We start from the raw sequence: 12546 nt of genomic DNA, 5'->3' as shown, positions 1-12546 counted from the left end.
ATTTATTTTTATGATGTGTTTTTTATTCTGTTAAAGAAAATTATGCTTATCGATTCCTCAGAGCTGATTCAAGCTGTAGAACTTTATTTATACCATTGGTTTTCATTTCCAAGAGATAAAGTATTTGCTCAAGTAACAACAGTTATGCATCAAAAACCACATATCAGAACCATGGATCTCTATCATGTCACTCCCAACGGCTCACTTATTTTTCTGACTGATACGCGTTCACCCAAATGGGCTCATTTAAATCATTGTCCTAATGTAGGAGTTTGCTTGGCGAATCCGGAGCATGGCCAAATTATTGTAGAAGGAATAGCAGTATTGCATACAAGTCAAAACAATCTGCCATTGGCGAGTTTATATTGGCAAAATTATTTGGATGAATATTGGCGAAATTATTATTTGACTCACTCTGATACATCCAATGGGATTTCATTATCTTTTGGCGTCATACAGATCATACCCGCTCTGTGGCAAGTTCTTGAAATTAATAAAAATGACTTCTTAAAAGGTTCAAGAATGGAATATAAATTTAAAAATGGTATGTGGATTAAAAATCAATTACCCCTTTTTTAAGTGAATGAGCAGCCGAATTTCATTTTTAACGCTTGTTTTGAGAAAAAATAGGAATGCACTTGTGAAAAAAGGATTTTTTAAATTTTTAATTCTTCTCCTCGGTATCATAGTGGCTTTTTCTCAAAAGACTTTTGCAGGGTGCTCCCTCATCGACTCGTCGGGCCAAACTGCTGTGCGAACCCATGATGCTTTAGGGTTATTATTATCTGAACACACATGTCCAAAAAATGTTTTTGAATTACGCCAGCTTTTCAAAAGCTCAGGTTTGCGATTGGAAACTACATTGGTTGCAAATCGAGGATTTCATAATCCTGCTCAAGGTAGTTTTAGTTTATTCGAGATGGTTTTTGGAAAATTAAAAACACCGGATAATCATCTGCTCATTAATGCGGGTGATTTTTTCTTCGGACATTTTACGGCAATCAATTCAGAAGGCGAGTTAATTGCGGATCAGAATCCGGAAAAAAATTCACTGATGATCGAAGCCTTTGCTTGGGATCCCAACAAAGAAGTATTTAATTTCTATGAACTACGCGGTGATGGCACACAAGGTCAATGGTTTTACCGAGGAGATTCATTTGATATCGTTGCTGACAATAAATTACTCCATCGCCAACCCGACCCACAGTATCCCCAGTTTGGCAATCGACTCCGTTGTTCTGGCTGCCATAATGCTGGAGGTCCAATTATGAAAGAACTGGATAAACCTCATAATGATTGGTGGGAACCAGTTAGAGGACTGGATTTTGGCGGGAGAAAGCCCGATACCTCATTACAAGATATTTTAGAAACTTTGGTTTCTTCAGAAGAATTAGCTAAAAATGTCGTAATAGGACTTAAAAGGTTGGAGCAAAGTAAGACTTTATATCGAAAACAATCGGGTTCACTGCAAGAACAACTCCGCCCTTTATTTTGTCCTCTTGAATTAAATTTGATGTCGGATATTTTTCCTAATGACGCACTGCGCCCTGAAATAAGCATTCCTGCTGAATTCTTCCTTGATCCAAGATTTTTGCAGGCCGAAGAAAACCAGGCAATTATGATTTCTCGGACTTTTTATAACATCGCATTAAATGAGGTAGGCAGTTATTTTCCTGAAACTGATTTAAATGATGCTGATCATGCTTGGCTTACACCAGTTAAGGCTACATCAGATCAAGTGGCAGTAGATAATTTAATACAACACGGAGTAATTGATCAGAAGTTTGTATTGGATGTTTTAGATGTAGACAAGGGTAATCCAGTATTTTCATCAGCACGCTGTGGTCTTTTGCGTTTGCTTCCTGATGCAAGTACTTCTAATTGGCGTGAAATGTTTATGATGAATCTCGATCAGTCTCAGGATTGGGCTGCTAAAAAGTTGCTTAAAAATCTTACCTCTCCGCAGCAAGACGCCGAATTTTACATGCGAAAGGCCAAAAGGTTTCTTTTGCAATGTCAGTTGAAACTGCGAGACAGCAAACAGGTGGTGAAAATGTATCATTTATTGATGCAAAGACGCGCCGAGGTTCGTGCATCTGAAATTTCATTGAATCCTTTAGGGCAAATTTTGGAACCTGGATTTCGTGTTATTTTTCCTGAAAATAAAATCACCTCCCGGCCAGGGGCATTAAAACTTACCTCTACTTGCGAAGTAGTTGCGGAAACATTCCCTTGATTTTGTCTTTTAATGGGAATTTATTATCCAATAGAGGTGATATTTGATCTATAGTGTTAAATACATCCTAATATAATTAACACTAAATAGTATTATTAAATCCATAAAAAAATCGATAGAGGTTTTGAGATAATTAGTATAACGCATAAGGGAATTTTGCATGGAAAAGGGAAAGGAGCATTATAAAAATCAAATTATTATGATTGGGTTTGGCTGCATTGGCCGCGCATTATTGCCCTTACTCATTGATAAATTGAATATTAAACCCGCACAGATTACCGTGATTACTAAAGGGGATGAATCAATTGGCCTCGCACAGAAATTCGGAATAAATTTTCAAGTAACAGCAATTACACGCACGAATTATATCGAAATCATTGGGGAGCGATTACAACCCGGAGATTTTGTAATTGATGTTTCAATTACTCTGTCTAGTTATTGCATGTTAGCTCTTTGTGAACAAAAGGGGGCTTTATACATTAACGCGTCTACCGAGCGATGGGGTGAGGAATTTATTTTAGAAAATATATCTCCTGAGTCCCGAACTAATTATTTGTTACGGGAAGAGGTGCTGAAATTAAAAGGAAAAACCAATAAGACAGCAATTATAACGCATGGTGCCAATCCTGGTTTAGTGTCACATTTTGTAAAACAAGCATTATTAAATATAGCTCGAGATAATCAGATCACGACTCAACCCAAGACACGTTTTGATTGGGCTAAGCTTGCCTATACACTGGGTATTAAGGTAATTCATATCGCCGAACGTGATACGCAAATTGCTTTACCTTTTAAGGCCGTCGGCGAGTTTGTTAATACGTGGTCGATTAAAGGATTTATTGAAGAGATAAGGCAACCTGTTGAGATTGGTTGGGGAAGCCACGAACGTCACGTACCTGAAGGAGCGAAATCCCATAGTGTTGGACCTAAATGTTCTATTTATCTTGAGCGTCCAAGTGCAAGCATTAAAATCCGCTCATGGACACCAAGCTTCGGCACATATCATGGGTTTTTGATCACCCATCCCGAAACCACGTCTATTTCGCATTTTTTGACTTTGCAAGAGGGTTCAGAACTATACTACCGACCTACGGTGCTCTATTCCTATTGTCCGTGTCCTGATGCCATTCTCTCTCTTTATGAACTCCACGGAAATGAATGGATTCCTCAACAAAAGAGTCGTTTAATTGTCGATGAAGTGAAGCAAGGTGTGGATGAGTTAGGGGTTTTATTAATGGGAAACCCCAAAGGAGCATATTGGTTTGGCTCAACTTTATCCATTAAACAAGCACGTGCATTGGCTCCACATAATAATGCAACCAGCTTACAAGTTGTGGCAGGGCTATTTGCTGGGATTGTTTGGGCAATGGAGCATCCCAATCAAGGAATTCTTGAGCCTGAAGAGCTGAATCATGAGGAGATTTTGAAGCTTGCTTTACCTTATCTCGGTACTGTAGATGGATATTATACAGATTGGACTCCATTACAAAACAGAGGTTGGTTGTATTTAGAACATTTGGATGTTCATGATCCATGGCAGTTCGTCAATACTCAGGTTTGAACGATTGAAATAAAATTGTATTAAACCCTTTTGCTTTTTACTGTAAAAAATTTATTTCCTATCTTGTTTTCTCTACTGGATTAACACCCAATTTAATTGTAATCTTCGTAATTGCCTAATGCGATATTATTCTAATTTTGATTGTAAAAGGTCACATCTGCTTACGTCCCGCGGCTTGTCCGCGGGATCCGGCTCCGGTGGCTCATTTATGGGATGCTGCGGCATGTCGGGAACTGGAGTGATATTACTTTTGATTTTAATTTAGGAAAGAACATGGTTCTATATGAAGTAAATTTAGCCATTGATGAAGCTGTTTATCCTCAATTTCAATTATGGTTAAAAAAACATGTCAAAGAAATGCTCCAGCTCCCAGGATTTATGCAAGCACGTATTTTAAAATCTGAACATGAGAGAACAAAGGAGCAGGAGAAATTAACAGTCCAATATCAATTGGAAAATAGGGAGTTTTTAGACGTATATTTCGCTGAATTTGCACCTAAGATGCGTGAGGAGGGACTTAATCTCTTTAAAGATAAATTTTCTGCTCAAAGAAGAATTTTTGAAATTCATGACACTATCGTTAAATAAGGATGTAACAATTTATATTGGAGATTTTGGAGTTTTCATCCATTGGATTATTAAATCAGAATTTCTTAAGGGCTAAGGATACTGCCGATATCGTATAGATTAAATTATAAAAAATTTGCATCGGCTATATGTTTTCATATAGCCTTTCGACTTGTGCAGAAATCATTGCACTTTGTCCTTTGGATTAATATAGGATATAGAATGAGACAGATAATTAAATTTGGATTTATATTGGGGTTGATGGCTAGTAGCAATGCTTTTAGTGCAGATCCTGTTGAAGGGCTTTATTTGAACTTACTGGGGCAGATAAGTCATGCCTCAAGTCCTGATATTAATTTTACAATTAACAACGTCGCTTCTTTAGGATCAATCCAGTTAGGACCTGTTGGCGGCGGGATGGGAACTGCTCTTGGATATAAAATAAAAAATTTTCGAGTGGAAGGGGAGTTTCTTTTTAATATAAATAATTACGGTTCGCTCAAGTCAGGTTCTTGTACGCTTATTAGTCCTAAGGTATTAGGCCCTGAAGGAGTATGTCCAGATGCTTTTGTGCAGACTGGCCTGGGGTTTAATGGCAATGTGATAGGGCTTTATGGGCTGGTCAATGCGTATTATGATTTTCAATTCACTAATGATTCCGGAGACAATTCGAATTTTGTTCCTTATCTAGGGGCAGGTTTTGGTGGGGCGATGATTCGACATCATGCATCCTTCCAATCCAATAACCAATGCATTACCTTGGGCACTTGTGCGCCGATCATCAATGAAAGTTTCAACACGTCAAACACAGGATTTGCTGCTCAAGGGATTGTAGGGTTTTACTATTATCTTGATGATTTTACTACTCTTGGCCTGGATTTTCGTTACGTTTCTACGCTTAATTTTAATAAAAATAATACTTCTTCAAATGCGGTCGATGATACTTTTGGCATAAGTACCATAAACATTACCGCTAATTTTGCCCTTACAAAGGCAGACTAATAATTTATTTGTGGTTTTAAATAAAATGCCGTGATGTTTTTAATCATGGCATCAATCAACATAGATTGCTTTTTTATTGTCGGTATTTATTCTCGAGCTGCGAATTTAAAAAAACATTTTTTCTTAACTGCTATTATCGTTTCAAGTGTTCCAGTTTAAGTGTTTTCCAAAATTTCAGATATTAGAGTTTGTGCATAATCTATTTGCTCAAGATAACAAAAAAACAGAGCCTAAAGCCAGGAGGATGTTTCAAAATAAGATGTTTTGCTTCTATAGTTTATTAATATGCGCGTTTTAATTGAAATATTAGGGAAAAATCATGACATTAAAATATGATGTGATCATTTTAGGCGGTGGTAAAGGTGGTAAAACTCTGGCTGTCGATTTAGCAAAAACGGGTCAGCGAGTTGCTATGGTTGAAGACAATCAAATTGGTGGTACTTGCATTAATGTAGCATGTATACCAACAAAAACACTCGTACAATCAGCTAAGATAGCCCACTATTGTCGTTCAGCAACAGCATATGGTTTAGAGGCTGCCCTGGCCCCCATTGATTTTAAAGCGGTTCGTGCCCGTAAAGACGCTATAGTCAATGCGATGCGTGAGGCGAATTTAAAACAATTTTTAGATTCAGGAATGGATCTGATGCTGGGCCGTGGACATTTTGTAGGACCTAAGACCATTGAAGTAAATTTATCCTCGCCACGAGATGGTCAAAAAGTATTAGAAATTACTGCAGATAAAATTTTTATTAATACCGGAGCCTTACCTTTTATCCCCCCCATTCCGGGGCTTGATAAAGTAAAATATTATACTAATGACAGTTTAATGAATGTTGATAGCGTTCCGAAGCATTTGCTTGTAGTTGGAGGTGGTTATATTGGTTTGGAGTTTGCTCAGTTATTTCGTCGCTTGGGTGCGGACGTCACAGTGATTGAAGCGGACAGCAAGTTTATTGGCCGTGAAGATAGAGATATTGCTGAGCAAGTTCTTGATACGCTGACTAAAGAAGGAATTCATTTCGCGCTTAATACTAAAATCAATAGTATTCAAGACGCTCAAGGCGAAGTAATTATCAATGCAAATCAAGATGGAAAATCCGAGCTTATTCGTGGAAGCGATATTCTTATTGCTGTGGGACGTGTCGCAAATACAGCCGGATTAAATTTAGATAAAACGGGAGTTGAGCTTGATGAACGTGGTTTTATCAAAGTAAATGAATATCTAGAAACCACAACCCAAGGTATTTGGGCTCTGGGAGATGTAAAGGGCGGCGCACAATTTACGCATTTATCCTTAGATGATTATCGTTTAGTCAAACATAATCTACAAAATCCACAGAACAAACACTCAGTACAAGGGCGGCTTATTCCTTATACAGTATTTCTCGACCCAGAACTTGCTCGTATTGGAATGACAGAGTCACAAGCGCTTGCTCAAGGTTATTCTCTAAAAATAGCCAAAATTCCTGCTGCAATTGTTCCTAGAGCAAAAACACAGGGTGAAACAACCGGTGTTCTGAAAGCTGTTATTGATGCAAAAACAGATCGTATTTTAGGTGTTTCCATTTTTTGTGCCGAGGCTGGCGAAATCCTTGGAGTAATCCAATTGGCTATGGAATTGGATATGCCTTATCAGAAATTACGTGATGTTATGTTTGCTCATCCTACATTAGTTGAAAGTATTAATTTGTGGTTTGCAGCAGTGACAGAAAAGGGCAGTTCTTAAATGGTTTGATTGCGCACAAATGGATCATAGTGTATCCATTTATGTCTTATAATCGACTACTGATATCATTTTGCGGAAGGGTTTTTTTGTTCTTTTTTAATAAAAATAGAGTTATTTTTTATTAAATAGATTTAATTTTGAATTAAAAATACTAAAAAGTGTTGATTTCAATTTCATCTTATGTAAACCTTGCGCAACTATGAGTAGGAAATTAATTTGCACAATAATTGGTATTAGTTGTCTTACATTCGGTATGATCGGATTGGCACTGTATAAGAAAGCCGAGGTTCATACAAAACCACTACATCCTAAAAAAGAAGTTCTTAACACCAAAAAAGAAATTATCAATAACACAAAAGAAGTTATTAAAACCGAAAGTGTAAGAAACGTTACAGCAAACAATAATGCCTCACATAAGAGCGCTGAAAAAATAGCAAATATGGCACCTAAGAGTGCACATAAAGTCGTGGCTGCAAGAAAAAGCCCTCGGCCTAAGCACACTCCAAGAAAGGTTATTATGAAAAGCAGAAATATTGCTTTAACAAAAGTATCTTTTGAGGAATTGCCTGGTTGGGATACTGCTGATGTTAAAAAGTCTTTATCAGCATTTCAGAAGTCGTGTGAGACGTTTTTGAAACAGCCGCCATCTCATACGATCAGGACACAACATATCAAGCTAAAAGCTCGGGATTGGCATCCAGCGTGCAAGGCGGCTTTAGCTCTAGATTCAGTCTCTGAGGATTCAGCAAAAGCTTTTTTTGAAAAGTGGTTTCGTCCTATTGAGTTTGCACAAAAAAAACCAGTTCATGGTTTATTTACGGGCTATTACATGCCAAAAATAAAAGGAAATTTAACAAAAAGTACCAAATACAATACGCCAATTTATGGATTACCAAAGGGAAAATATTCAACCTCCTATACGCGTGAGCAAATCGATAATGGCGCCCTTAAGAAAAAAGCACCGGTGATTGCCTGGATCCATAGCCCTGCTGAACGGCTTTTTTTAGAGATAGAAGGTTCGGGTGTTATTCAATTGCCTAATGGTGAAAACATATACCTAGGCTATGCAGGGGAGAATGGTGCTCCTTACACGTCAATTGCCAAGGTAATGATTAATAAAGGGATCATGACACGACATAATGCATCTAAAGCAGCAATTATACGTTATTTAGAGAGTCATCCTGAAAAAGCAAAAGCGATTATCCAGAAAAATAAGTCCTTTGTATTTTTTGAGGATTTAGGGGAGCCTATGGCTCTGGGAGCTCAAGGTATGGCACTTACACCAGGCTATTCTTTAGCTGTGGACAAGAAGTGGATTCCGCTTGGGGCACCACTGTGGTTAGATACGAAACGGCCTGACAAAAATCAAGCAAACGAGAAACAATTTCAGCGTCTTATGATTGCGCAAGATACGGGCGGTGCGATTCGTGGTTTTATGCGCGGTGATATTTATTGGGGCTCAGGAAAACTTGCAACATTTCTAGGTGAACATATGAAAAATGAAGGCCATTATTGGTTATTGCTCCCTAAGCATATTTTAAATCGATTGGCCAAAAAATCACTTTAATATCTTGCGCAGAGCCTTCCTAATACGAACTCCGTAATTTTTAGAATTAAATATGAGTATTATTCTACCAATAAACGAAGGATGGAAAATATAATTATTGTTGGACTAATTTTAATAAATAGATAAGCTCCCCTCTAGTCGATTTTTTCATGTTGATTGATATCTGTGAATGAATATTTAGCAGGAATATGTCTTTAGCCATTATAAGGAAGAATTCCGTGAACGATGTGGGCGATTAGCATCTTAAAGCCAAGTACTACAGCACAAGATGAAATCAGTGAAGTAGTAAAACAGATATAATAAAAATGATTTAAAATGGGGTTTTACAACGATAGTGAATCATTCGTGGGGAACAGGCAGGGCTTCAGCTACAGGCTAGGCAAGTAAATAAACGAGCTGTTTTACGTGCAAAAATCAGATATGTTTTCTGTAATCTTGGTAAGCGATGAAAATGGAATATATATTTTGAAGAAAATCATTTTACGCCTTATAGAAGGATTTTTTGTTGGGATCTGTTTATGGTTGTTTTGCAATGCGATCTTTAATATAGAACTGATGCACAGCATCATGTTGTATTATTTTTGTCTTTTTTGTTACGGATTAATTATTGGATTAATTTTCAAAGAAATGTTTTTGTCCTCTTATATTGGTATTGTTTTAGGTCAATTTGTTTATATAGTTTTTCTGGGAAAAATCAGTTCATTTATCTTAATAGAAATAATTTATATGTTCATTTTTTCAATGCTTGTGATTTTTGGCAATGCGATTGGAGTTACAATTGCTACTAAGAAATAGAAAGGAAAAGTAGGCGTCATTTGTCTTGTTTATAAAGGAAGAGTTTTTTTATCTTCAGGAGGAGGCGGTGCAGAATTAAGAACATATACAATGAGTAGAATAAAAAATGCAGCTAAGGAAAGATAGAGAATGATTTTTGCTAAAAGGGTTAGAGTGGGATTTGTTCCTGTAAATCGATAAATAGCTGCGAGAATAGCGATTACCAAACACACAAAAGAGCCTATTAACATTATCTTTCCTTGAATTAAGTTTCCTCCATCATATAGTAGTACAAACTTGCTGACGGTGCTGTGCTTTCCATGAAGTCATTATTTATTGAAGAAGGGGTATACTACGCAAATTAATAAATTATATTATTAAAGGAACAGTAACTAACTCAAAATTAATTCTCATTAAAGATCCTAATAATTCTGAATCACTATATAGTAGCAAGCGTAGCCTTGATGGAGCCGTAGGCGGAATCAAGGCTACGCTTGCTGTATTTTCCCTCACTGCTTTGACAGGAGACGTGTACTGTAATTACATTGTCATTGTTGCACAACATTTTCTTTAATTGGATTGGACAAACCCTTATCATCAACTCGAGTAGCTGCATTGATAAGCTTTTGATAGTCAATATCTTCACATTTTATGACCGGAGTTTTATTATCAGATCGTCGCGTTAAAGTGACTTTTGCTGCCTTGTTCGATTCCAGTTCAGAAGCAATTTTTTTAGCATTTTCCATCTCTGGAAGTTCTAACCATGTGACAAATCCTTTTTTTGAATTATGTTTCCAACCAGTCTGGCCTGATATTTTTTCTAAGCTATTTATAACAGCACTTATTTGTGTACTATCTAAAGTAGCAGTTGAAAATAAAGTAGGTTTCTTTTTCTTTTCTTGATCTAATTTTTCAGCTATCTGAGAAAGTTTGTTGATACTCATTGAGAGAACCAAAATTGAGGCTTCTGTCTCATCAGCTATTTGCATTGCGAATAAAGTCTCTGGAGAAGAAAATAACCGTTTTTGAAACAAGCTTATATCAAACGTTGGATGTTTTGATTTAGTCTCTTGTAATAAGTCACTTAAAGCAACTCGCAATACAATCAATTTTTTTAGTTTTTCATTCTCAAAAGTTTTTTCTTGGGCTTCAATCACGCGAGTAGAGATAAGCTCTATTAATGGAATTAAAGAGGAATCAATTTCAGCAAATGCTTTTTGGTAGAGACTATTTTTATTTTCTCTTTCTCCAGGGTGGCGTAATACAATGCTAGGATAACCAAATGTACGAAGGAAAATATTAGTAAGGCAGGTAGCTGTTCTTCCATTTGCATTACCGAAAGGATGTACTTCTGTAAGCTCATAAAAAGTATTGGCTAGAAATTCGGAAGCATTTTTCAAATCTTTAGAATCACAAGCCTGTAATTGTTTAATAGTATTTTGCGCCCATTGATTCATAGCTTCAGGAATAAGAGGGGGAAACATACAAATTTTTACAATTCTGTTGACTGTCCCTTTCTCAGAATTACTCAATTGATTGAGATTATAAGCACTTGCCAATTTATTTAGTACCAGAATTCCTTTTATTCCGGGACTTGAATAATCGATAAAGGGTTTCAGTGACCCATGAATTGTATATCTTTCATCTTTGGTAATTTTCTCTAATAAAGAAATAAAATCCAAAGCAGATTGATAATCCATATCAAATTTTTTATTTAAAAATTTTGCAAGTTGTTGTGGAGACTTATATTCATGAAGGCCAGAAAGATAAAGAATAAAATGACCACCTAATTCAGCTCCTAAGTGCCATCGTAAAATAATTTCATTAGTATATTCTCCAGATTTCCTATCGTGAGCTTGCATTAACGAGTTTCCAATAAAACCATGAATAGTTTTAACCCACTCAATCAACATATCTGGAGTAATATTGGGTAAACCTATTTTCTTTATTTGCGGAAGAATGGTTTCTTGCGCATAAAGATAAGCATTTAACATATCTTGATGCTGACCCGCCTCTGGAAAAAGTGCATCTTCAAATGTTTCTGAACCTGCCAAACGTCGAGGACTAGATTCAGGTTCGAAGCCATATATCAAAGCATGGTTAAATTCAGTCAGTCTAGATAAATCAAGCATAGTCGGTATATCAATTAATTAAAACTGGCTGAATATTATCAAAGGTGCTTACTAATATCCACTTAGGTATTTAATTATAATTATATTTTTTGACCGGAACCCATTCAGGCTTCTTTAGCCATTCGATGTATGGAATTCGGTTTTTGAAAAACTTCAAAGACTTTTGATGTCATTGGTCTGACGTGGTCAATTTTACTTGACCACGTCAGACGCTAAAATTAATAGCTTCGTTGCAAAGCCAGCGTAGCCTTTTCAAGGCTTGGCGAAAGTCGATTAAGAAAGGCTCTGTACATGGCTGCTTTAGTCGCTAAACGGTCCAATAAATCTCTTCTTCCTTTTGCCAATAAACTTCAAGCTAAAGCTAAAACACCGAAAACAATCATTTGTGCTGTGATGCGTAAATTGGCCCATATCATTTTCGGTGTCTTAAAAAATAAGCAAGCTTTTAATGAACATTTAACTTGCTTTTAAAGACAGTATCTACGCTTGCTCATGAGGATAAGACATGCGGCAAATATGATTTTTTGTATCATGGGTACATCTCTTAAGTTGATTGCATTTTGTGATTCTACCTAGCGAGTGTTGGGGTGACCAATAGCATGTAGGCAAATGAAACGATGAGATTAGTTTTAATCAGTGGTAAAAGGTTTACCTTCCAAGAACAACAAACAGTAAGAATTATTTTGATAAATTATTTGAGTTATAAATCATTGTGTCAATAAAGAGTGCAGATGTTATGGGTTTGATTCTGCAATCAAACTTGTTTAAAAACAAAGAAATATATCTGTATCAGTAGAGCCCATTCTAGCTCCAAGTGCGACAATCATTTTTGGTAGTTTCAGTTTCTAAGTGCGAATTTCTGTTTTAGAAACAGTTATAAATAACGTTATGCTTAACAGTTATTTTGACACTACTATAAACAGGAATGTGTATGGGAAAACATTATCGTCATTTAACAGCTCAAGACCGTATTCAGCT

General features: G+C 36.5%; 11 protein-coding genes. 9 read left to right on the top strand and 2 right to left on the bottom strand.

All coding sequences use genetic code 11. The features are described from left to right. Positions 1-42 precede the first annotated feature (42 nt). The 8 genes from A8O27_RS06720 (at position 43) to A8O27_RS06685 (ending at position 9457) form a co-directional block, all read left to right on the top strand. Positions 43-579, top strand: a complete 537-nt coding sequence (locus A8O27_RS06720) for a pyridoxamine 5'-phosphate oxidase family protein (RefSeq protein ID WP_082642416.1) — start codon at positions 43-45, stop codon at positions 577-579. A gap of 61 nt (positions 580-640) precedes the next feature. Beyond that, positions 641-2236 (top strand): hypothetical protein, encoded by a 1596-nt coding sequence (locus tag A8O27_RS06715; RefSeq protein ID WP_058458602.1) that lies wholly within the window; start codon positions 641-643, stop codon positions 2234-2236. 160 nt (positions 2237-2396) lie between these two features. Next, positions 2397-3797 (top strand): saccharopine dehydrogenase C-terminal domain-containing protein, encoded by a 1401-nt coding sequence (locus tag A8O27_RS06710; protein ID WP_058458601.1) that lies wholly within the window; start codon positions 2397-2399, stop codon positions 3795-3797. A 273-nt stretch (positions 3798-4070) separates the two neighbouring features. After that, complete coding sequence (locus A8O27_RS06705; RefSeq protein WP_058458600.1) at positions 4071-4385, top strand: DUF4286 family protein; 315 nt, start codon at positions 4071-4073, stop codon at positions 4383-4385. 201 nt (positions 4386-4586) lie between these two features. Continuing rightward, positions 4587-5366 (top strand): outer membrane protein, encoded by a 780-nt coding sequence (locus A8O27_RS06700; protein WP_058458599.1) that lies wholly within the window; start codon positions 4587-4589, stop codon positions 5364-5366. 319 nt (positions 5367-5685) lie between these two features. Further along, positions 5686-7095: a mercuric reductase gene (locus A8O27_RS06695; protein ID WP_058458598.1), complete on the top strand. Its 1410-nt coding sequence runs from the start codon at positions 5686-5688 to the stop codon at positions 7093-7095. Between the two features lie 199 nt (positions 7096-7294). After that, positions 7295-8662 (top strand): murein transglycosylase A, encoded by a 1368-nt coding sequence (mltA, locus tag A8O27_RS06690; RefSeq protein ID WP_235810477.1) that lies wholly within the window; start codon positions 7295-7297, stop codon positions 8660-8662. Between the two features lie 405 nt (positions 8663-9067). Then, positions 9068-9457, top strand: a complete 390-nt coding sequence (locus tag A8O27_RS06685) for a hypothetical protein (protein WP_058458597.1) — start codon at positions 9068-9070, stop codon at positions 9455-9457. Positions 9458-9486: 29 nt separating this feature from the next. Here A8O27_RS06685 and A8O27_RS06680 read toward each other — a convergent pair whose 3' ends face one another. Beyond that, complete coding sequence (locus A8O27_RS06680; protein ID WP_058458596.1) at positions 9487-9687, bottom strand: hypothetical protein; 201 nt, start codon at positions 9685-9687, stop codon at positions 9487-9489. 297 nt (positions 9688-9984) lie between these two features. Then, positions 9985-11568, bottom strand: coding sequence for a Fic family protein (locus tag A8O27_RS06675; RefSeq protein ID WP_058458595.1), 1584 nt, complete (start codon positions 11566-11568; stop codon positions 9985-9987). A gap of 291 nt (positions 11569-11859) precedes the next feature. On the opposite strand from A8O27_RS06675, the gene A8O27_RS06670 reads away from it, so the two are divergent. Then, positions 11860-12039: a hypothetical protein gene (locus A8O27_RS06670; RefSeq protein WP_058458594.1), complete on the top strand. Its 180-nt coding sequence runs from the start codon at positions 11860-11862 to the stop codon at positions 12037-12039. Positions 12040-12546 lie beyond the last annotated feature (507 nt).

Origin of the sequence: Legionella bozemanae (assembly GCF_001648595.1) — a bacterium.
GTDB lineage: Bacteria > Pseudomonadota > Gammaproteobacteria > Legionellales > Legionellaceae > Legionella > Legionella bozemanae.
The sequence above is the reverse complement of the archived record's forward strand: the minus strand, read 5'-3'. Positions and strand labels throughout refer to the sequence as shown.

What these genes read in the sequence shown, in the direction of transcription:
- A8O27_RS06710 (WP_058458601.1), top strand. Translation starts at nt 2,397, where the DNA reads ATGGAAAAGGGAAAGGAGCATTATAAAAATCAAATTATTATGATTGGG.
- A8O27_RS06705 (WP_058458600.1), top strand. Translation starts at nt 4,071, where the DNA reads ATGGTTCTATATGAAGTAAATTTAGCCATTGATGAAGCTGTTTATCCT.
- A8O27_RS06675 (WP_058458595.1), bottom strand. Translation starts at nt 11,568, where the DNA reads ATGCTTGATTTATCTAGACTGACTGAATTTAACCATGCTTTGATATAT.
- A8O27_RS06695 (WP_058458598.1), top strand. Translation starts at nt 5,686, where the DNA reads ATGACATTAAAATATGATGTGATCATTTTAGGCGGTGGTAAAGGTGGT.
- A8O27_RS06670 (WP_058458594.1), top strand. Translation starts at nt 11,860, where the DNA reads ATGGCTGCTTTAGTCGCTAAACGGTCCAATAAATCTCTTCTTCCTTTT.
- A8O27_RS06720 (WP_082642416.1), top strand. Translation starts at nt 43, where the DNA reads ATGCTTATCGATTCCTCAGAGCTGATTCAAGCTGTAGAACTTTATTTA.
- mltA (WP_235810477.1), top strand. Translation starts at nt 7,295, where the DNA reads ATGAGTAGGAAATTAATTTGCACAATAATTGGTATTAGTTGTCTTACA.
- A8O27_RS06700 (WP_058458599.1), top strand. Translation starts at nt 4,587, where the DNA reads ATGAGACAGATAATTAAATTTGGATTTATATTGGGGTTGATGGCTAGT.
- A8O27_RS06680 (WP_058458596.1), bottom strand. Translation starts at nt 9,687, where the DNA reads ATGTTAATAGGCTCTTTTGTGTGTTTGGTAATCGCTATTCTCGCAGCT.